This is a genomic window from Acinetobacter sp. WCHA55, from assembly GCF_002165305.2.
GTDB lineage: Bacteria > Pseudomonadota > Gammaproteobacteria > Pseudomonadales > Moraxellaceae > Acinetobacter.
On record NZ_CP032286.1, the window covers coordinates 104,528 to 126,755 of the forward strand.

General features: G+C 43.7%; 20 protein-coding genes. 10 read left to right on the forward strand and 10 right to left on the reverse strand.

Annotated features, from left to right (window positions below):
* Window positions 1-81 precede the first annotated feature (81 nt).
* On the forward strand, window positions 82-561 hold the full coding sequence (locus CDG62_RS03290) for an SCP2 sterol-binding domain-containing protein (RefSeq protein ID WP_078388280.1): 480 nt from the start codon (window positions 82-84) through the stop codon (window positions 559-561).
* 106 nt (window positions 562-667) lie between these two features.
* On the opposite strand, the gene dtd is transcribed toward CDG62_RS03290, so the two are convergent.
* Window positions 668-1,108, reverse strand: a complete 441-nt coding sequence (dtd, locus tag CDG62_RS03295) for a D-aminoacyl-tRNA deacylase (RefSeq protein WP_087526642.1) — start codon at window positions 1,106-1,108, stop codon at window positions 668-670.
* A 301-nt stretch (window positions 1,109-1,409) separates the two neighbouring features.
* Here dtd and pncB point away from each other — a divergent pair, with 301 nt between their 5' ends.
* The 3 genes from pncB (at window position 1,410) to asd (ending at window position 4,480) form a co-directional block, all read left to right on the forward strand.
* A complete protein-coding gene (pncB, locus tag CDG62_RS03300) occupies window positions 1,410-2,621 on the forward strand; it encodes a nicotinate phosphoribosyltransferase (protein WP_087526733.1) in 1,212 nt (403 codons plus the stop codon).
* A gap of 162 nt (window positions 2,622-2,783) precedes the next feature.
* A complete protein-coding gene (locus tag CDG62_RS03305; RefSeq protein ID WP_087526643.1) occupies window positions 2,784-3,632 on the forward strand; it encodes a sulfurtransferase in 849 nt (282 codons plus the stop codon).
* Window positions 3,629-4,480, forward strand: a complete 852-nt coding sequence (gene asd, locus CDG62_RS03310) for an archaetidylserine decarboxylase (protein WP_087526644.1) — start codon at window positions 3,629-3,631, stop codon at window positions 4,478-4,480. The genes CDG62_RS03305 and asd overlap by 4 nt, the downstream gene beginning before the upstream one ends.
* Window positions 4,481-4,575: 95 nt before the next feature.
* On the opposite strand, the gene phoR is transcribed toward asd, so the two are convergent.
* The 3 genes from phoR to CDG62_RS03325 form a co-directional block, all read right to left on the reverse strand.
* Window positions 4,576-5,934, reverse strand: coding sequence for a phosphate regulon sensor histidine kinase PhoR (gene phoR, locus CDG62_RS03315; RefSeq protein ID WP_004691795.1), 1,359 nt, complete (start codon window positions 5,932-5,934; stop codon window positions 4,576-4,578).
* 9 nt (window positions 5,935-5,943) lie between these two features.
* The gene (gene phoB, locus CDG62_RS03320) at window positions 5,944-6,654 is read right to left on the reverse strand and encodes a phosphate regulon transcriptional regulator PhoB (RefSeq protein WP_004691794.1); all 711 of its coding nucleotides are present in this window, start codon (window positions 6,652-6,654) and stop codon (window positions 5,944-5,946) included.
* A 215-nt stretch (window positions 6,655-6,869) separates the two neighbouring features.
* A complete protein-coding gene (locus CDG62_RS03325; RefSeq protein ID WP_087526645.1) occupies window positions 6,870-7,568 on the reverse strand; it encodes a TetR/AcrR family transcriptional regulator in 699 nt (232 codons plus the stop codon).
* Between the two features lie 203 nt (window positions 7,569-7,771).
* Here CDG62_RS03325 and CDG62_RS03330 point away from each other — a divergent pair, with 203 nt between their 5' ends.
* Window positions 7,772-8,611 carry an SDR family NAD(P)-dependent oxidoreductase gene (locus tag CDG62_RS03330; RefSeq protein WP_087526646.1) on the forward strand — a complete coding sequence of 280 codons (840 nt, stop codon included), beginning with the start codon at window positions 7,772-7,774 and terminating at the stop codon, window positions 8,609-8,611.
* Window positions 8,612-8,712: 101 nt separating this feature from the next.
* Here CDG62_RS03330 and CDG62_RS03335 read toward each other — a convergent pair whose 3' ends face one another.
* The 5 genes from CDG62_RS03335 to CDG62_RS03355 all read right to left on the reverse strand — a co-directional run bounded on the left by CDG62_RS03335 (window position 8,713) and on the right by CDG62_RS03355 (window position 13,946).
* The gene (locus tag CDG62_RS03335) at window positions 8,713-10,080 is read right to left on the reverse strand and encodes an MATE family efflux transporter (protein WP_087526647.1); all 1,368 of its coding nucleotides are present in this window, start codon (window positions 10,078-10,080) and stop codon (window positions 8,713-8,715) included.
* Window positions 10,081-10,204: 124 nt separating this feature from the next.
* Window positions 10,205-11,362 (reverse strand): methionine aminotransferase, encoded by a 1,158-nt coding sequence (locus CDG62_RS03340; protein ID WP_087526648.1) that lies wholly within the window; start codon window positions 11,360-11,362, stop codon window positions 10,205-10,207.
* A 112-nt stretch (window positions 11,363-11,474) separates the two neighbouring features.
* Entirely contained in the window at window positions 11,475-12,782 is a 1,308-nt protein-coding gene (locus CDG62_RS03345; RefSeq protein WP_087526649.1) for a DUF445 domain-containing protein, read from the reverse strand.
* 16 nt (window positions 12,783-12,798) lie between these two features.
* On the reverse strand, window positions 12,799-13,368 hold the full coding sequence (locus CDG62_RS03350) for a CC0125/CC1285 family lipoprotein (protein ID WP_087526650.1): 570 nt from the start codon (window positions 13,366-13,368) through the stop codon (window positions 12,799-12,801).
* Window positions 13,369-13,406: 38 nt separating this feature from the next.
* The gene (locus tag CDG62_RS03355) at window positions 13,407-13,946 is read right to left on the reverse strand and encodes a DUF924 family protein (protein WP_087526651.1); all 540 of its coding nucleotides are present in this window, start codon (window positions 13,944-13,946) and stop codon (window positions 13,407-13,409) included.
* 225 nt (window positions 13,947-14,171) lie between these two features.
* Here CDG62_RS03355 and gshA point away from each other — a divergent pair, with 225 nt between their 5' ends.
* Window positions 14,172-15,749 (forward strand): glutamate--cysteine ligase, encoded by a 1,578-nt coding sequence (gshA, locus tag CDG62_RS03360; protein ID WP_087526652.1) that lies wholly within the window; start codon window positions 14,172-14,174, stop codon window positions 15,747-15,749.
* 19 nt (window positions 15,750-15,768) lie between these two features.
* Entirely contained in the window at window positions 15,769-16,284 is a 516-nt protein-coding gene (locus tag CDG62_RS03365) for a disulfide bond formation protein B (RefSeq protein WP_087526653.1), read from the forward strand.
* Window positions 16,285-16,339: 55 nt separating this feature from the next.
* On the opposite strand, the gene CDG62_RS03370 is transcribed toward CDG62_RS03365, so the two are convergent.
* Window positions 16,340-17,671 (reverse strand): hypothetical protein, encoded by a 1,332-nt coding sequence (locus CDG62_RS03370; RefSeq protein ID WP_062031880.1) that lies wholly within the window; start codon window positions 17,669-17,671, stop codon window positions 16,340-16,342.
* A 240-nt stretch (window positions 17,672-17,911) separates the two neighbouring features.
* On the opposite strand from CDG62_RS03370, the gene CDG62_RS03375 reads away from it, so the two are divergent.
* The 3 genes from CDG62_RS03375 (at window position 17,912) to urtA (ending at window position 22,048) form a co-directional block, all read left to right on the forward strand.
* Entirely contained in the window at window positions 17,912-18,487 is a 576-nt protein-coding gene (locus CDG62_RS03375; protein ID WP_087526734.1) for a YqiA/YcfP family alpha/beta fold hydrolase, read from the forward strand.
* A gap of 14 nt (window positions 18,488-18,501) precedes the next feature.
* On the forward strand, window positions 18,502-20,382 hold the full coding sequence (parE, locus tag CDG62_RS03380) for a DNA topoisomerase IV subunit B (RefSeq protein ID WP_087526654.1): 1,881 nt from the start codon (window positions 18,502-18,504) through the stop codon (window positions 20,380-20,382).
* A gap of 382 nt (window positions 20,383-20,764) precedes the next feature.
* Window positions 20,765-22,048, forward strand: a complete 1,284-nt coding sequence (urtA, locus tag CDG62_RS03385; RefSeq protein WP_087526655.1) for an urea ABC transporter substrate-binding protein — start codon at window positions 20,765-20,767, stop codon at window positions 22,046-22,048.
* The last annotated feature ends 180 nt before the right edge of the window (window positions 22,049-22,228 follow it).

A 22,228-nucleotide genomic window follows, 5' to 3' on the forward strand; every position in this document is an offset into this window, starting at 1 on the left:
AAAGCCTAGCAGTAAAAATGGCAACTTGTGGTAGCATTGAAAACAGTCAATTTATCAACAATTACAATAGGCTTTCATGTCATGAAACTATCTTCAATTCCTGTGGTTAAACTTCCATTGGTTGATGTCAGCACGGATCCGCTGGATTTAATGGTTACTGGTTTGGCACTTCGTATGAAACAGTTGGCGCGTACCAGTCCAAAATTTATTGAATTAGTTCATGAACGCCAGTTCCGTATTCAAATTGGTACGGATCTGGGTATGGCTCGCCAAATTATTGTAAACAATGGTCAGATTGATACCGTTTCGGGTGATGTTGAAAAAGCTGATTTTATTTTACAGTTTGCGGACAGTGAGCAGGGTGTGAAAACTTTAATCAAAGGTGACCCAACCGCATTTATGACGGGCATGCAAAACGGCAGCATTAAAATGGAAGGTGATTTTGGTCTCTTGGTGTGGTTTAACCAAGTTGCAAAATTGGTTCCACCAAAGCTACCAAAGCCAGTGAAAGCAAAAATTAAAGCTGCTCGTGCGTTTTTGAAAGAAAAAACGGGTAAGTAAAAAGATTTTTTAAACGTCTCGATTCCGTCTCCTTTATAAAATGGAGATTGAGAGTGATGAAATAAAAAAAGCCCCCAACTGAGGGCTTTTTTTATGTATGGTGTTTTTATTCGACTTCTAAATTGAAAGTCACGGGTCCATCATTGATCAAATGTACTTTCATATCGGCAGCAAAAATACCAGTTTGCACATGCTCAAACTGGGTCTTGGCATACTCAACCAGTTGTTCGTATAAGGCCTCAGCATCATTCGGTGGCATGGCTGGTCCAAAGTCAGGACGTAGGCCTTTTTGGGTTTGCGCCATCAAGGTGAATTGAGACACCAGAAGAATACCACCACCAGCTTGGCTGACATTCCAGCCCATTTTGCCTTGTTCGTCGTCAAAAAAACGATACTTCAAGATCTTGTCGATCAGTTTTTTGCCTTTGTCTAAAGAGTCTTCTTTCCCAAGACCTAAGAAAACCAAGATACCGTGTTGAATTTCGCCTGTGGTTTCACCATTGACGACCACTTTGGCTTCTAGAACGCGTTGTAATAAGGCTCGCATGATTAATTTGATCTATCGCTTGATTATGCAAAGTGGAATTGTAGCAAACCAAGTGCAGTACAGGAGAGGCATTGATTGAAAAAACAAGGTCGTTGAGTTGATATTCATAGCAATGTTTAAGTAAAAGAATATCAGCCAAGAGCGATGGCAGCATAGACATCAACTCTTGTATTCTGAATCAAGAGAAACAAGGGACATACCGAGTAATTGGTCGAATAGAAAGACCGAATTACCAAAACATGGCTATGCAGTTTAAAAAAATGTGCTTTAATGCAATAAGTTGCTAAAAACCGAAAATGATATGTCTGCCATCATCCAATCCTTATTAGATACTGATCTGTACAAATTTACGATGCTACAGGTGGTCCTGCATAAGTTCCCTCAAGCACATAGTGTGTACCAGTTTCGTTGCCGTAATTTGGATGACACGGTTTATCCTTTGGTCGACATTCTGAATGATTTAAATCACCAATTAGATTTGCTTTGCCAACTTCGTTTTCAAGACGATGAACTACAGTATCTACGCGGTTTGCGCTTTATCAAAAGTGACTTTGTCGATTATTTAGAGTTGTTTCAACTCAAACGTCGTTTTATTGTGGCCAGTATTGATCAGCAAGGTCGTTTAGATATTCGTATTGAAGGACCGATGGTTCAAGCCATGATGTTTGAAATCTTTGTGCTTGCCATCGTCAATGAGTTGTATTTCCGTCGTATTCGGACAGATGAGGTCATGGCTGAAGGCGAGCGCCGCTTACATGCTAAAGTGGCCTTATTAAAACACTATGAAACATCGCAAACGCCAAATGATCCCCCATTTTTAGTTTCTGACTTTGGTACGCGTCGCCGTTATAGTCTGGCGTGGCAAAAACATGTGATTGAAGTGTTTAATCAAGCTGCACCGCATATTTTCCGTGGTACCAGCAACGTCTTAATTGCGAAGCAATTGGGTCTAACCCCGATTGGTACCATGGCGCATGAATTCCTACAAGCCTTCCAAGCGTTGGATGTACGTTTACGTAATTTTCAAAAATCAGCGTTGGAAACGTGGGTACAAGAGTACCGTGGTGATTTAGGTATTGCTTTGACGGATGTGGTGGGAATGGATGCATTCCTGCGTGATTTTGATTTGTATTTTGCCAAACTGTTCGATGGTTTGCGTCATGACAGTGGCGACCCATATGAATGGGGAGATAAGGCCTATGCTCACTATAAAAAGCTGAAAATTGACAGTAAAACCAAAATGCTCACGTTTAGTGATGGACTGAATTTAGAGAAAGCATGGGATCTGCACAATTATTTCAAAGACCGCTTCCAAGTCAGCTTCGGGATTGGCACCAATTTGACCAATGATATGGGACAAACACCATTAAATATTGTGCTTAAATTGGTCGAGTGTAATGGCCAGTCGGTTGCGAAAATATCAGACAGTCCAGGCAAAACCATGACCGATAACGATACCTTTTTGGCGTATTTACGTCAGGTTTTTGAGATTACTGAAGCAGAAACCAATTAGTTCATAACATATGTAATGCCAGAATCCGTTCTGGCATTGTGCATTCAAAAACTGGTGAATAGTGATATCTATAATTCTGCTAAAAGAATGCAAAAAATCAGAATAATTGTAAAAATGAGTTGTGCTAAGATCAAAGCATGATCTGAAAGCATACGAAATAATATGACACATTCTGCCTTTGATTTTGGCTTATTGATAGACACAGAGCAGTTGGTTCCTCATTTAGGGAATGAGAAATTACGCATCGTCGATTTAAGCCGAGCCTCAGTCTATGACCAGTTACATATTCCACATGCTTTGCATTTAAAACCGAAATTTTTGGTGCGCCAAGATGAACAAGCCACGGGATTACTTCCCGATGTAGAAGGTTTACAAGAGCTGATTCGTTATCTAAATATTTCACCCGAGCATCATGTGGTGGTTTACGATGATGAAGGTGGCGCTTGGGCAGGGCGCTTGATTTGGAATTTACACTGCTTAGGTTTTGAAAATACCAGTCTGCTGAATGGTGGAATTCATGCATGGCTTGCAGCAGGACTTCCAACCACTTCCGAAGAGGAACAGTTTGAACCTGTCAATACTTTGGTGCAGGTCGATCAAGCAAAAATACAGCAGTATCGAATTGAATATGCGGAGTTATTAGAGAAAGTTCAAAGCAGCCAAGTCCAACTCTGGGACTGCCGAACAGAAGACGAATATACGGGGCTACGTCTTGCAGCGCGACGCGGCGGTCACATTCCAAATGCACTACATTTTGAATGGAGTACTGCCCTTAACCGTGAAAATCATTTAAGATTGCACCCTTTAGAACGCACGCAGCAACGCTTAGAGCAATTGGGTTTTAACTTAAATGAACCTGTGGTGGTGTACTGTCAGTCACATCACCGTTCAGGACTGGCTTATATTTTAGGTCGTTTATTGGGTTGGAATATTCAGGCGTATGATGGTGCGTGGAGTGAATGGGGCAACCGCCTCGACAGTCCTATCATTACCGGAGAGATGCCGTCTTGAGCCTCACATCACGCTTAAAAAAACAAATTTTCATTCAAGCTCAACGTGTTGTACCCCAACATCAGTTATCACGTGTCGTGGGCAAAGTCGCAGCCAGCGAAAATCCGATTGTGAAAAATGCGGTCATCACTGCGTTTAAAGCACAGTACGGCATTGATATGTCGATTGCTGAGCAGAGCAATGCGCTGAAGTTTAAGTCTTTTAATGAGTTCTTTACCCGTGCATTAAAAGAGGGTGTGCGTGATATTGATACTGATGCGACCAGTATTGTATCGCCTGCGGATGGTGCAATTTCACAGTTGGGTCCAATTGTAGAAGGTGATATTTTCCAAGCCAAAGGGCAGAAATTCACCGTTGATAATTTAATTGCAGATCCGCAGTTGGCGGAACCGTTTAAAAATGGTCAGTTTGCAACCGTGTATTTATCGCCTAAAGATTATCACCGTGTGCATATGCCATTTGCAGGCACATTGACTGAAACCTTATATGTGCCAGGTGAATTGTTCTCGGTCAATCAAACCACGGCTGAAAATATTCCAGGCCTATTTGCCCGCAATGAACGTATGGTCTGTTTATTTGATACAGAAATTGGTCGTATGGCTGTGGTTCTCGTTGGTGCCATGATTGTGGCGGGGATTGAAACGGTTGCAACAGGAAAAGTGAAACCTACTGGGCGTTTAGAGTTAAATCAGCATCATTTAGTCTTGGACAAAGGTGCTGAACTGGGTCGCTTTTACTTAGGCTCAACCGCTGTGGTACTGTTTGAAAAAGACAAAATGACATGGGATGCAGCCTTTAAAGCCAACTCGACTGTGGTGATGGGTGAAGCGATGGGGCATACGCTTTAATCGTTTCAGCTCTCGATCTCCATCCTTGTTAAACGGAAGGTGAGAGACAAAAAAGCACCGATATCGGTGCTTTTTTCATACTCTTGAAGAAAGGTTCATTCAGGATTGTAGGTACGTTCTTTGGGAAAAATCACTTTAAAAATAGAGCCTTGATTTTCTTTGGATTCAATTTCTAAATGTGCTTGGTGTTGCATTAACACATGTTTCACAATTGCGAGCCCTAAGCCTGTGCCACCTGTTTGTCGACTGCGCGCGCTGTCGACACGGTAGAAGCGTTCGGTTAAACGAGGCAAGTGCTTAGGATCAATGCCTATGCCAGTATCTTCCACAGTAAAATAAGCCTGTTCACCATTGTCATGCCAACCCATGGTCACCGTTCCGCCTTTCGGTGTGTATTTGATGGCATTGGTAATCAGATTACTAAAAGCACTGGCTAACTCCATGTCTGAACCGATCAAGTCACAGTGACTGTCGATATCGAGATTGAGCGTATGTCCATAATCAATATTATAGGCATGCGCATCGTCATAAAGTTGGTTCATTAAGCTCGGCATATCAATGATTTGATTTTTAGCAATTTGCTTGTCATTTTCTAGGCGTGACAGTAATAGCAAATCATTCACTAAGGCATTCATGCGTTTGGCCTGTGCCTGCATTTGGTCAAAGGCTCGCTTCCAACGTGGGTTGAGGTCTTCTTGGTCTGTAAAGGTCTCAATATAACCACTGAGTACCGTCAGCGGTGTGCGTAGTTCATGCGAAATGTTATCGACAAAGTCTTTTCGCATTTGTTCGAGATTGTGCATGCGGGTCACGTCATAGGCGACCAGTAAGCGACTTTCACCACCAAATCGGGTCATTTTGACTTGAACATAATGTTCATCAAAACTAGATGACTTCATTTTCAAGCCATCTGGTGCAGCATCAATATTATTATAATAATCCACAAAACTTGGCTGGCGTAATAAAGTCAAAATATTACGGCCACGGTCATTTTGTTCAATGCCTAATAACCGTTCTGCAGCAGGGTTCCACCATTCAATTTGTTGCATGTCGTCAATCAGAACCACAGCTTCTTGCAAAGCGACCAATGAGGACTGCGCCCGATCAATCAACCCGACCATTTCCGCTTGCACAATCCGTTCTTGGCGCTGTGCCCGATAGACGTTGAACAATAATGCCCCCCAAATGCCCCCAAGGTTGGGTGGAACTTCGTAGGGACGATTGGAAATCCAGTCATTGACCAAATATAAAGAGCGCATTTGCAGAATAAAAAAAACGGCAAAAGCAAAGGAGATACACGTCCAAAAATAACCGACGCCAAAGCCTATTAAGCTTGCAATCAGCAAGAAAAAGGCAAGGAGACGTAAGTCCTGTTTGGCAAAGCCCCATAAACTGCTGTATCGCGTTTTTTTATGCTCGCGTGCGAGTTCAGGGACCGGGTAGGGTTCATACATAAAACAAAATTAACCTAGGGCGATATCCGCACGTGTAGAGAATCGATAACCTGTGCCGCGAACTGTTTGCACAAAGCGATCTGCGGCATAAGGCTCAAGCACTTTACGTAAACGGCGAATATGCACGTCGATGGTACGGTCTTCAATATACACGTTTCCGCCCCAGACTTGGTCAAGAAGTTGTGCACGGGTGTAGGCACGCTCAGGATGTGTCATGAAGAAGGCCAGTAAACGATACTCGGTTGGCCCCATGTCGAGGAAATTGTTGCCAAAGCTCACCCGTTGGCTCACAGGGTCTAAAATTAAGCCATTGGCATCAATTGATTTTTCACCACTGAGTGCGTTAGCGCGGCGTAAAACTGCTTTAATCCGTGAAACCAATTCACGGGTCGAAAATGGTTTAGTCATGTAGTCATCTGCACCAGCATCCAGACCTTGCACTTTATGGTCTTCTTCACCACGCGCCGTGAGCATAATGACGGGAATTTCAGAGAGGTTTTCATCGCGCTTGAGACGGCGACATAAGTCTACACCACTGACGCCACCAGGCATCATCCAGTCGAGCAAGATCAAAGCAGGACGCTGATCCACAATCATTTGGTGGGCTTGTTTTGCATCTTCTGCTTGTAAGCATTGAAAGCCTGCCATATCCAACGAGGTGTGAATCATTTCTCGAATGGGAAGTTCATCATCGACGATTAAAATGTAGTCATCTTTCACAACGCAATATCCTATTGTAGGTAACGGCAGGCCGTTTTAATTTTATGACAGGCTTATTACAAAGATTAATTATGACAGTATCATTGCAAAAAACAGACGATTGATGAAATTTGCAAAAAAATGTGACAAAAAATCGTCATATTGGGATTAAAAATTAATGGAAGTTTAATCTAAAATTTATTTAGAAAGTGCAGATGGAATTCAAATTGAGCATCTTATACATCTAGCTTTGCACGTGTATTTGGATCCGAAAAGGTTTCTAAAAGTGAAATAAACACAATACGGCTGGAGGATAAAACTTCTTCAAAGGATTGTTTAAATCCACTGACCACCCAACGGATCGCAATTTGTGTGACATAGCCATTGAGACCTGTGGCGACCAGAGAAATTTCTCGCTCAGAACGGTTAATTTGCGGCATCATCAGCATCACAAAGGCTTGAATCATCCGGTCAAAACGGGTCATGGTTTCATGAATGGTGGCTTGGTTATGTAATTCTTGGACTAACATTGCATCGATATAAATGATACGCGCCATGCGGGGATTGTCTTTTAAGGTCGTGAGTAGGGCACGTAGTCCTGCATCAATCATTTTGTGTGGATCTGAAGAGGCTTGCATGATAGCTTGCATGACATTGTGCTGTAACTCATCGATCAGTTTTAAAAAAATGGTTTGAAACAGCTGCTCACTTTTTTTAAATGATTCATAAAAATAACGTTCGGTGAGCTTGGCTTCATTACAAATATCTTTCACGGTCACGGCAAAGAAGCCATGAGTACCGTAGGCTTCAATTCCAGCTTCAATCAGTTTTTCACGACGGAGCTGTTTACGTTCAGAAAGTGATAAGCCCTTGAATTGGCGTTCTTTGGTTTTATTATTATCGCTGTTTTGTTGTACTGCTTCAGATGCCGTCATCAGATTTCATCGCCCTATTTTAAAGCCAAGGTTTTGCATAGTTTAGCAATAAACCGCGACTCTACCTATGCGTAGGCTTTAATCTCTAGCTGGTTTTCATGAACTTGACACTTTTGGCTATTAAATTTATGACAATTGATATTGTCAATTATAAAAAAAGCATCTACAGTCGATGTACAAAGATAAAGGATAACCACAATCTCATGAAGAATTTTAAAAATAAAGTCGCAGCCATTACAGGTGCAGGGTCGGGTATTGGACAACAATTGGCAGTTTTATTGGCTCAAGCGGGCTGTCATGTGTCATTGAGTGATGTCAATGAGCAAGGTTTGACGAAAACGGTTGAACTGCTGCAAGGCAGCAATGTACGTGTTACCACGAAAAAATTAGATGTTTCGGACCGTTTGGCGATGCAAGCATGGGCTGAAGAAACGGTACAGAATCATGGTTCAGTGAATATGATTTTTAATAATGCTGGCGTTGCTTTGGGGTCAACCGTAGAAGGTGCATCCTATGAAGAGCTGGAGTGGATTGTGGGGATCAACTTCTGGGGTGTGGTCTATGGCACCAAAGAGTTTCTGCCTTATATTAAAAAAACAGGTGATGGGCATATCATCAATATTTCCAGTTTATTTGGCTTGACTGCTCAACCGACCCAGTCTGCTTACAATGCCACTAAGTTTGCAGTACGTGGTTTTACCGAGTCACTACGCCAAGAGTTGGATATGGAAAACTCTGGTGTGAGTGCTTTGTGTGTGCATCCAGGCGGGATTCGAACCAATATTGCCAATGCTGCCAAAGTGAATGACAGCTTGCGTAGCATTGGGATGAATCCTGAGAAGTCTGCGCAGACCTTTAATAAATTATTACGTTGCCCACCCGAAGAAGCGGCACGTCAAATTTTAGAGGCAGTGCAAAAAGACAAGCGTCGTTTATTGATTGGCAATGATGCGAAAACGCTAGATTTGATTCAGCGTATTTTACCGACAGGCTACCAAAAAGTGACTGCTTTTGCGACCAAATTAAGCCAAAGAAAGTCTTAATGTCGTGATGTAAAAAAAACCCGCTTTGGCGGGTTTTTTTTTTGCTTAATTTTAAAGAGTGTCATGATCAAAAAACTGTTTTATTAAATATTTGTTTAACTTTAAATCAGCGTTTCAATGGTCTTTTTCTTCCAAACAAATTGATAATAAAGCCCTTGCATGATGCATAAGCTGACAAAGGCCAGCGCATAAGCATACCAAATACCTTGCAGTCCCCACCATTCACTAAATAAGTAGGCGCAGGGCACTTCAATCGCAATAATCGCAATGATATTGATGACCATAGGCATGGTAACCGTACCGCTGGCTCGCATAATGGAGGCGAAAATGGCACTGGCACCAAAGAATAAAATGGACCACAGCACAATAAACAACAACTGCTGTCCCAGCTCAACCACCGCATGGTCAGTGATAAACAGTGCCATGAGATATTTGGAGAAAAGATAGGCCAAGACCACCAAGAAGCCTGTAATGATCATATTCATGCCGAGTGCGGTACGTGTGACTTTGGCCAATAGCTCGGATTTTCCTGCGCCAATGGCTTGTGCACCAAAAATCGATGCAGCAATGGCAATTGACAGAGCGGGGAATTGAATATAATTCAGGACCTGATTGACCGCACCATAAGCTGCGGTCGCATCGGCACCATGGCGGTTGACCAGACCAACAATCACAAGACCTGCAACCGAGGTGGTGATCATTTGAATGCCTGTTGGAACCCCTAAGCGGAGAATAATTTTACTCAGCTGGCGGTCAAAGCGAATATGACGTAGCAGTTGTGCATCGAGCCTGAGTGGGTGCTGTTTATAGTTCAAATAGAAATATAAAAAGGTCAGCACGGAAATAAAGCCTAAAATGGTCGCAATGGCAGGCGCAACAATCCCCAATTTGGGAAAGCCAAAATAACCCGCAATCAGAACGGGTGTGACACAAAGCCCAATCAAAATGGTCATGCCAGATGCAATCAGTGGTGTCGTGCTGTCTCCGACACCGCGTAAAATTGAGGTATAAATAATATATACAAACAGGAGGGGGCTACCTGCCAACATCCATTGAACATAAGGTAGAGAGAGATGCATGACGTCTTCATCGATACCCAAAGCCGATAAAATTGGTCGCGCAAAAATCACCCCTAAAAACGCAATAAAGCTGCCACCAATGAGGGTCATAAAAATAGTGGAGCCGACCACAGCACGGACTTTTTCAATATTCTGTGCGCCCCATGCTTGACCAACCAAGACGGTCGATCCCGCAGATAAACCAATCACGAAGGCCATTAAACAAAACAAGATGGGGAAGAACACAGCAACCGCTGCAATAGCCTGCACACCCATCATCTGTCCGACAAAGATGGTATTAATTGTACCCGACAGATTTTGCAGAATATTGGTGGCAATCAAAGGCATCAGGAAAATAAAAAAGGCTTTCCATAGCTTTTGCTGTTGCACCAATCGGGTGTGTGCTGACATAAGTCATCCTGAGGTTATTTTTATTACACTTCTAAGTTTTACCCTAGCATAGTTCGGTGCTGAAAAGCCGATGTATTTCAGTAAGCGAGGCCTGTTTTTGTACAAAAGAAATGTTGAAAAAGGTTTAAACGCTTTGCAAAATTTCAGCTGCTTGAGCCAAGGTTTGATCGGTCTTGGCAAAGCAAAAACGAATCATGCGCAAAGCCTCTGGCACCTGCTGATAAAACACTGAAACTGGAATGCCAACAATGCCATGCTGTTGTGCCAGAAAGCGGCAAAATTCAATATCGTTTAAATCGGGACGAATGTGGCTGTAGTCGACATTTTGAAAGTAAGTCCCTTGCGAAGGCAGCCATTGAAAGCGTGAACCAGTTAAACCCTCAATAAAACGATCGCGTTTTGCTTGATAAAAGCCCGCTAAGTTTTGAATATGTTCAGGATGTTGCTGCATATAATTGGCCAAAGCCAGTTGTACTGGGGTGACTCCGCAGAAGTTGGCAAACTGATAGACTTGACGGAACAGTTGCATCAGCGTAGGTGTAGCAACGCAGTAGCCCGTTTTCCAACCCGTCACATGAAAGGTTTTGCCAAAGGAACCCACCACTACACTGCGTTCACGTAGTTCAGGAAAAGACAAAGCCGAATAGTGACGTTGACCATCAAATACCAGATGTTCATAAACCTCATCAGACAGGACTAAAATATTGGTGTCGCGAATCAGTTCAATCAGGGTGAGCCAATCTTGCTGGCTCCAAATAGCACCACTCGGGTTATGTGGTGTGTTGATAATGATCAGTTTGGTGTTGGTCGTGATGGCTGATTTGACCTGCTCCCAATCGACTGAAAAATGCGGTGCTTGGAGCGCAATATGAATGGCTTTACCCCCGACCAAAGCCACACTTGGCGCATAGCTGTCATAACTAGGGTCAAAAATGATGACTTCGTCGCCCGCATGAACCACGACTTGAATAGTGGCAAAAAGGCCAATGGTTGCGCCCGGAGTGATGGTAATTTCAGTCATCGGGTCGAGCTGAATCTGATCGCGCTGTGCAAATTGCTGCGCCAGTTGCTCGCGTAACAACCAGACCCCATCGCCTGGGGCATACTGGTTGAAACCACTTTGTGTGGCCTGTGCTAAAGCATCCAGCAGTTCCGCGGGGGCTTCGAAGTCTGGAAAACCCTGTGATAGATTTAGGGCATTTAAGCGCTGTGCCATGGCAGTCATGGTGCTGAAAATAGTGACGCCTTGAGCAGGCAGTTTAGATGAAGGCAACTGAATCATGAATGCTTAAAAGTGTCTAAATATCAGCCCAAAATAGCATATTCATCCCCTTTTACTTATGCAAATTTTGCATGTAGGGCAGGGGGGAAGTATGCATTTTTGTGGATTGCTTTTATAAGAACAGTTCAACCGCCGCGCGAATAATCCCCAGCGCTAAACCAATAAATGCACCGACCACTACGCCATTGACCCGAATCATATGCAAGTCGCCACCGACTTCATTTTCGATCTTATCAATCATCACACTGGAGTCCCATTCGTGAATACGTTCACTGATAAAACGAATGACTTTTTCACTATATTGGTCGCTGAGATTGACCGCAATGCCACTGAGTCGTTGATTGAGCAAGTCTCTGACGGCTTGATTGGAGATGATGTTTTCCCCGATTTGTTGAATGGATACACGGATATTGTGAGCAATCCCAGAGTCTGGTTTTTGTAAGTCTTGCTTAATAGCATCACATAAAATGACCACTGCACCGCTAATAAAATTCAGCACTTGTGGGCTATCCAGTAGGGCATCTTTGGTTTGGTTTAAACGCTGACTGGCCTTACTGTTGGTGTCTGCCAGTTCAAGCATAAGCGCATGTCCCATCGCTTCAATTTTTTGACGCCACGGGTGATCAGGATCAGCCAACATTGACTCGACCCGTTGAATGAGTGAGTCGATGGTTCTTTGCTGCACATCGATGCCAATCCAACTGGCTCCTTTGGCCAGTTTCCAGACCCCGAGTTCTTTGAACAAGGTTCGGGTCAACTCACGACTTTGTTCAGGATGTTGGGTCATCCAGTCATGCGCCAAGTCGAGTCCGCGTTGTAATACATCCTGATGGAAATCATTTTCCAGTACTGCACGCAGCATTTCACTGGCCAAATGATTGACCTGAGTGTTACGCACCCATTGCACGCTGTTACTTTGAATAAAGCGTCCGATTTGTTCTTGGCCCACAAACTCAAAGACTTTAGGCACCGTTTGTTGGATGACTTGGGTGACTTGCAGATTGTTTTGAGGATTGGCGAGCCATTGACCAACAGCCAAAGACAGGTCGGTACTTTGCAGGCTTTTCTCCACCACTTGCGGAGAAAGAAAGTTTTCTTGTACAAAGCGGCCCATAGACTCTGCGATACGGTCTTTGTTACGGGGAATAATTTCGGTGTGATCACGTAAAAACTTTGGAATGGGCATTTTTCCAAAGGGATTACGGAAAAGCACAGTAATGGCATACCAATCAGCCAATCCGCCGACTACACCTGCTTCTGCGGATAACATTAAAATATGAATGATCCAGACCTTGTCTGTGGGGACAAACTTGGCCACGACCATCAGCAGCAGCCATGTCACCACCGCCGTGATCAGGGCAATGGTGGCGAAGCGTTTACTGCGTTTCAGACTCGAGGGGGCGGCTTGAGGTTCATTCATAGGCAGGCTCTATGCTTTATTTGCTGGTCGATGTTGGACTGCTTGGTTCGGGTGGCGGTAGGACTTCACCGGTAGGACTCAAACCGTATTTTCCGCCCAGTGATTTTAAAATCAGCGTAGCATCAAAGGCATCGCTTGGTGCCGATTTTTGGTCTTTAAAGCATTGAATGCTGTATGACACTTGCACGGGGTCAATGTCGACGACACGTGGTACATCGTAGAACGGGTCAGGCCAAAAGGCTGGATGGCGAGAATAATAACCATATGGGTAATAAGGCATTGGGTTTGAGTAGACTACGGCTTGTCTTGGGGGTTGATTTTGGTTACTTGGGTCATTCAGCACTTTAAAGAAGCGATAACCATTTTGCACTGTGGTTTGTGCAGCTTTGACTAGGGTAATTTCTTCAGCCGTGCCATAGCTCATATTTGGGCGAGCTTGGAAGCTGATGCGATAAGTCGAGGTGTTTAAAGGCGTATTACTAAAGCGACCCAATTGGTCGAAGGTTAAGGGCTTTGAAGGGGTAGAGGCACAACCGACTAAACTCAAACCCGACGCCAGTGCACAGGCGATTAAAATTTTCTTCATGAGATAGACTCCTTAGCACAGAGGGAGAAGCCGAACAGTTAAAAATGGCTGTTGGGCTGAGTCAAAAATTCCAGTTCTTCTTGGCTTGAGTTGCGGCCAAGGACTTGGTTCCGATGCGGATAGCGTCCAAAACGATCGATAATCACTTTGTGACGCTGTTCAAAATCGAGGTTAATCGGATTACCTAAGTCTTCGAATAATTTTAAAGCATATTGATGAATAAGTTTTGATTCACTATGCATAAAGGGCATATATAAAAAGCTGCGTTGAATTGGGGGCAGTGCTACATCCAGTTTTAGCGTGATAGCTTCTTGCGCCAAAGCCAAGGCCAAAGCGTCTTGAGCAAAGGCCAAAGGACTGTTGCGATACAGGTTTCTCGACAGTTGGTCTAGTACAATAATTTCAGCCAAACGGCCTTCAGCGCTACTGCGCCAAGACCACAGCTCAGCATGTGCCGCTTGTTGATGAATTGTCTTAAATTTTTCTTCGATGGATGCATCGAACGCATCATTTTGGCTAAACCACCAACTTTGGTTTTTGGGATCGAACCAAAAATCTAAAATTTCTTGATAATTCATAAAGTTTACAATTCTTTAGCATTTATTCCTCAATACAATCACACTTTTGACATGTCTAATAGCATAACTTTGTGATAAATATTTTCCGAAAAAATAGAACAGATGGTTTACTTGAAAATAGGACTGGGTGTAATGTGCCGAATTAAAATCACGTTATACTGATATAAACTGATGATTTTATTTTATTCGTCGTTGTAATTGTTTCTTCCTAAAAGTGAGATTGTAATGGGTCAACCCGCATCTAAATCTACAGCTGTGTTACCGACTTGGGTCAATTCATCACTTTTGCAAGGGATGTTACGCGGGATTGAGCGTGAAAGTCTACGCATGCAAAGTGATGGCTTTTTATCACAAGCCGACCACCCTCAAGCTTTGGGTTCTGCGCTGACTCATCCGCACATCACGACGGATTATTCAGAAGCTTTATTAGAATTTATTACACCACCGAAGCCCAGCATTACTGAGGCATTGCACTATTTAAAAGACATTCATAGCGTGGCGCATCGTCATCTGGAACATGGTGAAAAGCTCTGGCCGTTATCGATGCCGTGCATGTTGGATGATAATGACGATAAAATTCGTTTAGCCCAATATGGCAGCTCAAATATTGGGAAGTTCAAGACTTTGTACCGCCACGGTTTAGGGGTACGTTATGGTCGCCGTATGCAAACCATTTCAGGTTTACACTATAATTTATCTTTTCCTGATCAGTTGTTTGAACAATTACAACAACATGAAACAGATGAGGTACTAAAAGCCTTATCTGCACAAGACTATCGTAGTCACCGCTATTTTGGTTTGATCCGTAACTTTATTCGCCTTACGCCGTTGGTGATGTTTTTGGTCGGGGCAAGCCCATCGGTCTGCCAGTGTTTTATGACAGGACGTGAACATCATCTGTTGCCATTGCTGCGCGGGACTTTGTATTTACCGTATGCGACTGCTTTGCGAATGGGACGTTTTGGTTATCAAAACTCAGCACAAAAGCAGCTCGGTATTCATTACAACAATATCGATGGTTATCTCGAAGGTCTACAAAAAGCAGTCAAAACGGCTTATGCGCCGTTTAGTCGCTTAGGCCTCAACGATGCGCAGGGCGAACCGATTCAAATTAATGATCATGTCCTGCAAATTGAAAATGAGTACTACAGTTTGGTGCGGCCAAAGCAAGTACCGCAAGCAGGTGAAACGCCATCACAAGCGCTGAGCAATCGAGGTGTTGGTTATGTAGAACTGCGTGCGGTGGATGTGAACCCGTATAGCCCGATTGGGATCAATGAAGATACCGCAGGTTTCTTAGAAGTGTTGGCACTGTATTGCTTACTGCTGGATAGTCCAGATTTATTACCTGCAGAGCAAGATCAAATCGAGAAAAACCAAGCGGAAGTGGTCAATCGTGGTCGCGCACCAAATGCTACAATTGCTGTGGGTGAGCAATCGTTCCCAATTGAAGCATGGAGCCAGTCTCATTTAGAGGCGATGCAAGAATTGGTTGTATTGTTGGATCAGTGCTATGACACCACACTCTATAGCAAGGCGATGACAGTCATGCAACAGAGAGTTGCCGAAGTTGATGATACTTTGTCGGCGCAGATGATTGAAGATACTCTGGAAGCGGGTGGGACATGGGGTTTTGGTAGCCAAATGGCCGCACAACATGCATCGAGTTATGAGCGTCATCAGTTGAGTGCAGAGACATGGGCTTATTTTGACGATTTAGCCTCACAATCACTGCAACAACAACAGCAATTAGAGCAAGACAGTCAACTGAGTTTTGAACAGTACCTTGCACAATTTAGATAAAAAGTTAAGAGGATTGACCATGCAATGGAGTTATCGCTTCGTGAGTGGTGTTTTGGTTTTAGCCAGTATCATTGGGATGGCCTTTGCCTTGTATTTAGAGCATGGTCCGCTACAGTTAAACCCATGTCCACTTTGTGTGTTCCAACGTGTGGGGCTGATTGGACTCGGGTTAATTTCGCTGATTGCCTTTTTGCATAACCCTACATCGAATGGTTTTAAACGCTTTTCTGCATTTTTAGGCAGCCTCTCGATCATATGGTCGGCTGGTGTGGCAGCACGTCACGTGTGGTTACAGAGCTTACCGCCTGATCAAGTGCCGAGCTGTGGCCCAGGTTTGGATTATTGGTTAGACACCTTGCCTTTGCGTTCTGTGTTTGAACAGGTACTGACAGGTTCAGGTGAATGTGCACTGGTAGACTGGACTTTCTTGGGTCAGTCTTTACCTGTGTGGTCTTTGGTGTTTTTTGTGGCACTGGCGTTGATTAGCCTATGGCAACTGTTGCGTAAATATCCAAGCCACGCGAAGAAAAAATAATAAAGAAAAAAAAGCCAACGTGATGTTGGCTTTTTTTATGAGGTGAATGAGGGGCCTAGGTGAGCGCAATGCCCTCTAAGTCATCCAGCCCGATCATGTATTCATGCACTTGACCATATTCAGTTTCGGTTGGATTTGGATAGAACCAATTGACGATTTGTTCGGCAACACTGGCATGGGTGTGTAGCTCAAAATGGTTTAAGCCGTAGAAAATGGCCTTATGTGAATCGGGGACTTTCAGTTGAAAGCGTGGATTCATGTGCTCGCCTAAGGCACTTTTCACACTGACCAAATAGTCCCCAATCACATTCAGCGCGCGATATTTGCGATGTTCAAACTCAATGGTACCTGCGACCAAGAAGGTATTGATATGGGAGGGTAACGGGGCTGGCTTACGGTTGTCATCAACATGACCAATACGTGCTTCATTATGTTCCCAGTCATCATCCCGCACACTGCCATGGCGTAAGTCTAAAATACCGTTGCTGCGAATGTTGACGATATGCCCAATAATTTTGACGAAAGGGAAACGTCCTAGTTTGTCCTGTAAATGGAAGCCAAAACGTTCTAAAGCCGCGCCATGATGAGGGGAGCCAATACAGACCATGTTTTCCACCACATGAATCCAGCTTTGCATATTTTGTTTGCCGTAGAACAGCGCACTGCGTGAAACCAGTCCACCCATACTGTGCCCAATCAGATCGATTGAGCTAATACGCGGGTTACGGTTGAGTAAGTCTTGTAGTGAGTTGGCAAAGCTACGTCCATTGGCTGAAATACGACGACCTGTGTTGTAGTTGAGATATAGCATGGTATTTTGTGCACGTTGCGCTAGCAGTTTTTCCCCTATACCGCCATAACGCGCCGTGCTCCAGTACAAATGGTTCATGCATAGACCATGAACCATAATCACCACGCGACCAGACAATTCGCCTTGCTGGATAGCACCATAATGGTCGTAAAACACCATCGGTAGCGCCACAGGGTTGTGATATTTCAGTAAATAGTCGCCCAAAACACCATTGATTGCACCGACTAAATAATGCATGGTTGGAGTTAAGGGTTTGCGATGTAAATTTGGAAATTTTTCAATGATATGACGCAAACTTGGCGCCAATAAATAGCTACCGTAGTTTTGTAGGGTATTGAAGGAAAACTGGTAAATTTTTTCAATTGACCGTGTCGACAGAAACTTCTTGGAACTGGTTTCATTCATCCCAAATAAACTGATTAAAATTTCACGCTGAATGGCCTGAATTAAATCGTGGACGACATCGCCTAAGCGGGTTGTCACCAACTGAGCAATCCCCTCAAGCAGATCGGCTTGGCTGGGAGGAGTACGGTCCCATTTACAATAGGTCTCGTGTAGAGGCGTTAAACTTGGCATTTTTTCTACCCTTGTGTTTCTGTGTCCAAAGGGACTTTATTTTTTTCAACGATCACGGTATAAATTCTTAGCACTCTAGCTTATCTAATTCATCTCGAACAACTTTTACAATAGCGATGAATAAGCAGATGACCTTATTTTTTTGTCTGACAATTTTTATATCCATACAAAATAATACAGTCGGCTGAAGCCATCTCTTTTGAGTTCAATAAAAATGATGTAGAAGAGTAAATGTACAGCATGAATATTATTTATTTACATGGCTTTCAAAGCAGTTCTTTATCGATGAAAGGTCAATTGCTGAAACACTATTGCGAATCTCGTCCGCAGTGGCATGTGCATTTGCCAGACTTGAACATGCCGCCACATTTGGCCTTAGAAAAATTGACCGCCTTGATTCAGGAGTTGGATCAAGTGGTGCTGGTGGGCAGTAGCTTAGGTGGGTTTTATGCGACACAACTGGTCGCGAAGTTGGCAGTACCAGCTGTGCTGATCAATCCGGCTATGCAACCATGGCACTTGTTCCGAGATCTATTTGGTGCGACGCAACTGCCCTATAGAGTCAATGAGCATTGGACACTTGATGATGCGCAATTGGACTATTTAGAACAGATTGAGCTGCCATTTGTGCAAGATGCAGACAAAATTTTAGTGTTATTGCAACAAGGCGATGAAGTTTTGGATTATCGTGAAGCACAGCGCTATTATAATGGCGCAGCGCTCGTGATCTCGGAAACGCAAGGCAATCATGCGATGGAAGATTTCGCAGACAAAATACCGATGGCATTACAGTTTTTATCGGACTGCTTAAAATAAGGAAACAGTACAACGTGTCTCAATATACGGCTCAATCGCTTGAAGTATTATCTGGTTTAGATCCGGTACGTCGTCGTCCCGGTATGTATACCGATACCACACGGCCAAACCATTTGGCGCAAGAGGTTATTGATAATGCAGTCGATGAGGCACTGGCCGGTCATGCCAACAAAATTACCGTCACCGTGTATAAAGATGGTTCGCTGTCGGTGGAAGACAATGGTCGCGGTATGCCTGTCGATATTCACCCAGAATACGGTCAAAGCGGGATCGAGATCATCCTGACCAAACTTCATGCAGGTGGTAAATTCAGTACCGACAACTACCAGTTTTCAGGTGGTTTGCATGGTGTTGGGATTTCCGTGGTGAATGCTTTATCTAGCCGAGTCGAAGTAGAAGTGCAGCGTCAAGGCAACCTCTACCAAATGGCGTTTGAGCAAGGTGAACCGACTGCGCCCTTGGCGATATTAGAAGGTAAAGCTCCGAAGCGTGCGACAGGAACCACCGTTCACTTTTGGCCTGAAGCTAAATATTTTGATTCACCGAAATTTGCTCTGAAAGCGCTGAAGCACAACTTAAAAGCCAAAGCAGTTTTGGCGGCAGGTTTGCAAATCAATTACGTCGACCAAATCAATGACGAAAAAATCGTTTGGCAGTTTGAAAATGGCCTCGTCGATTATTTGATGGATGAAATTGAAGATCGTGAGATTCTGCCTCATCCGGCCTTTGTGGCAACAGGAGATGCTGAGCGTGCCAGTGCCGAATTTGCCATTTGTTGGAATGTCGATGGCGGCGAATTAGTCCAAGAAAGCTATGTGAACTTGATTCCAACGGCGCAAGGCGGAACCCATGTGAATGGTTTACGTTCAGGCGTGACCGATGCGATGCGCGAGTTTTGTGAACTGCGTAATTTGCTGCCACGTAATATGAAGCTGTCGGCTGAAGACGTTTGGGATGGTGTGAACTATATTTTATCGTTGAAGTTCCAAGAGCCACAGTTTTCAGGTCAAACCAAAGAACGTTTATCTAGCCGTGAAGCATCGGGCATTGTCCAGAACATTGCTAAAGATGCTTTTGCACTGTGGTTGAACCAAAACTCCGATATTGCCATGCAGTTGGCTGAAATGGCGATCTCAAAAGCGGGTCGTCGTCTGAAAGCTGCGAAAAAGGTCGAACGTAAGAAAATTGTGGCAGGGCCAACGTTACCTGGAAAACTGTCAGACTGCGTTGGACATACCTTAGAAGAGTCTGAGCTGTTTATTGTGGAAGGGGATTCTGCTGGTGGTTCAGCCAAGCAGGCGCGTGATAAAAACTTCCAAGCGATCATGCCTATTCGTGGGAAAATTTTAAATACGTGGGAAGTCTCTTCTGATGAAGTCTTGGCTTCGCAAGAAGTGCATAACATCGCCATTGCGATTGGGGTCGATCCGGGGTCGGATGATTTATCCGAATTACGTTATGGCAAGATCTGTATTTTGGCCGATGCTGACTCCGATGGTCTACACATTGCGACGCTGCTGTGTGCTTTGTTTGTGAAACATTTTCCAGTCTTGGTTGAAGAAGGACATCTGTATGTGGCGATGCCACCGCTGTATCGAATTGATGATGCCAAAGATGTGCACTATGCCTTGGACGATGACGAACTCGAAAGCATGTTAAAAAAATGCAAAACCAAGAACCCGCAAATCACTCGATTTAAAGGTTTGGGTGAAATGAATGCTAGCCAACTGCGTGAAACTACACTGGATCCAAACACACGTCGTTTGGTCCAATTAGACTTGGATGACAGTCACTTCACCGCAGGTTTATTGGATAAATTACTGGCAAAAAAACGTTCAAGTGACCGTAAGGAATGGTTAGAGCAGAAAGGTAATTTGGCCGAACTGGTGGTTTAAACAAGGTTAAGCACAAAATAAAAAGCCCGCACATTACATTGCGGGCTTTTTGCTGCACAGATGAGCAATAAAATTGCGCCTAATCTGTGCACAATTTCCCAAATCAATTGACTGAACTAGGCGAAATGAATTGATTTGGAACACATGATGTATACAAGTTTGTATGCAGAAAAGTGGTCATTTGGGTATAAATCTATCTAAAATACAATGTATATAAAAATTAATAAATAATTGATAAATATTAAAATAATTAAATTTTTTTATGGTTATTTTCACATCATGAAATCTCGCTTGGCATAGAAATTGAATTGGCACTCATAGCGCAAATAACAATCATGCATTTCAAAATGCACCCTAAGTTTCAAGTTTGGAGAAAATCAAGATGTTCCAACAAAAATTACTCATGAAAACATTCCTTGCAACTGCAATGATGGGGACTATTGCTTTGACAGGTTGTTCAAAACCTGCGGAGAAAGCGGAAACAGCAACGTCTGAGCCAGCAGCGGCAGTGAGCAGTGGTGACACCATCAAAGTCGGAATTTTGCACTCGCTCTCAGGCACCATGGCAATTTCCGAAACCTCACTCAAAGATACGGCCTTAATGACCATCAATGAAATTAATGCCAATGGTGGGGTACTGGGTAAAAAATTAGAACCTGTCGTCGTCGATCCAGCATCTGATTGGCCTTTATTCGCTGAAAAAGCACGTCAACTCATTACCCAAGACAAAGTTGCAGTCATTTTTGGTTCATGGACATCGGTCTCGCGTAAGTCTGTGCTACCTGTGGTAGAAGAATTGAATGGTTTATTGTTCTATCCTGTGCAGTATGAGGGACAGGAACAGTCGAAAAATATTTTCTATACAGGAGCCGCGCCAAACCAACAAGCGATTCCTGCAGTGGAATATTTGATGAGCGAAGAGGGCGGTAAAGCAGAGCGTTTTGTTCTACTTGGTACGGACTATGTCTACCCACGTACCACCAATAAAATTTTACGTGCGTTCTTGAAGTCCAAAGGTGTGGCCGATGCGGACATTATGGAAGAGTACACTCCCTTCGGTCATAGTAACTATCAAACCATTGTTGGGAATGTGAAGAAATTTGCTGCGGGTAAGAAAACTGCGGTGATTTCAACCATCAACGGCGACTCTAACGTGCCATTCTATCGTGAGCTGGGTAACCAAGGCATTAAAGCTTCAGATATTCCTGTTATGGCCTTCTCTGTGGGTGAAGAAGAACTCCGTGGTATTGATACCAAACCATTGGTTGGACATTTGGCTGCATGGAATTATTTCATGTCGGTGAAAAATCCAACCAACACCGAATTTGTCAATAAAATGAAGCAGTATGCGGTGCAGTATAAGTTGCCGAATGCTGACAAAATCGTGACCAATGATCCGATGGAAGCCACCTATGTGGGCATCAATATGTGGAAGCAAGCGGTTGAAAAAGCAGGAACGACCGATGTTGATAAGGTTCGTGAAGCAATGGCTGGTCAGGAGTTCAAAGCACCATCAGGCTATACCTTAAAAATGGATGCTGAAAATCATCATCTACAAAAACCAGTGATGATTGGTGAAATTCGTGGTGATGGTCAGTTTGATGTGGTCTATAAAACACCAAGTGTGATTAAAGCAGAGCCTTGGAGCCCATATATTCCTAAATAATTTTCTTAAGCGTTGAGCCTGCTGCGATCGCTGTGGGCTTTTCAGTAAGCACGTCCCGATGTGGGATGTTTTAAGCAAGCTTAAGGAAGTCATATTATGAATCTTAAATTTTTTTGTGCTGCACTGTTGTGCGCAATGGCACAGCTCGTGAGTAGCAGTGTTTGTGCTGAAGAGGCTCAA

What these genes read in the sequence shown, in the direction of transcription:
- CDG62_RS03350 (WP_087526650.1), bottom strand. Translation starts at nt 13,368, where the DNA reads ATGAAGAAAATTTTAATCGCCTGTGCACTGGCGTCGGGTTTGAGTTTA.
- CDG62_RS03305 (WP_087526643.1), top strand. Translation starts at nt 2,784, where the DNA reads ATGACACATTCTGCCTTTGATTTTGGCTTATTGATAGACACAGAGCAG.
- gshA (WP_087526652.1), top strand. Translation starts at nt 14,172, where the DNA reads ATGGGTCAACCCGCATCTAAATCTACAGCTGTGTTACCGACTTGGGTC.
- phoR (WP_004691795.1), bottom strand. Translation starts at nt 5,934, where the DNA reads ATGTATGAACCCTACCCGGTCCCTGAACTCGCACGCGAGCATAAAAAA.
- urtA (WP_087526655.1), top strand. Translation starts at nt 20,765, where the DNA reads ATGTTCCAACAAAAATTACTCATGAAAACATTCCTTGCAACTGCAATG.
- CDG62_RS03365 (WP_087526653.1), top strand. Translation starts at nt 15,769, where the DNA reads ATGCAATGGAGTTATCGCTTCGTGAGTGGTGTTTTGGTTTTAGCCAGT.
- CDG62_RS03325 (WP_087526645.1), bottom strand. Translation starts at nt 7,568, where the DNA reads ATGACGGCATCTGAAGCAGTACAACAAAACAGCGATAATAATAAAACC.
- CDG62_RS03335 (WP_087526647.1), bottom strand. Translation starts at nt 10,080, where the DNA reads ATGTCAGCACACACCCGATTGGTGCAACAGCAAAAGCTATGGAAAGCC.
- CDG62_RS03290 (WP_078388280.1), top strand. Translation starts at nt 82, where the DNA reads ATGAAACTATCTTCAATTCCTGTGGTTAAACTTCCATTGGTTGATGTC.
- dtd (WP_087526642.1), bottom strand. Translation starts at nt 1,108, where the DNA reads ATGCGAGCCTTATTACAACGCGTTCTAGAAGCCAAAGTGGTCGTCAAT.
- CDG62_RS03330 (WP_087526646.1), top strand. Translation starts at nt 7,772, where the DNA reads ATGAAGAATTTTAAAAATAAAGTCGCAGCCATTACAGGTGCAGGGTCG.
- CDG62_RS03345 (WP_087526649.1), bottom strand. Translation starts at nt 12,782, where the DNA reads ATGAATGAACCTCAAGCCGCCCCCTCGAGTCTGAAACGCAGTAAACGC.
- CDG62_RS03370 (WP_062031880.1), bottom strand. Translation starts at nt 17,671, where the DNA reads ATGCCAAGTTTAACGCCTCTACACGAGACCTATTGTAAATGGGACCGT.
- CDG62_RS03375 (WP_087526734.1), top strand. Translation starts at nt 17,912, where the DNA reads ATGAATATTATTTATTTACATGGCTTTCAAAGCAGTTCTTTATCGATG.
- CDG62_RS03355 (WP_087526651.1), bottom strand. Translation starts at nt 13,946, where the DNA reads ATGAATTATCAAGAAATTTTAGATTTTTGGTTCGATCCCAAAAACCAA.
- pncB (WP_087526733.1), top strand. Translation starts at nt 1,410, where the DNA reads ATGTCTGCCATCATCCAATCCTTATTAGATACTGATCTGTACAAATTT.
- CDG62_RS03340 (WP_087526648.1), bottom strand. Translation starts at nt 11,362, where the DNA reads ATGATTCAGTTGCCTTCATCTAAACTGCCTGCTCAAGGCGTCACTATT.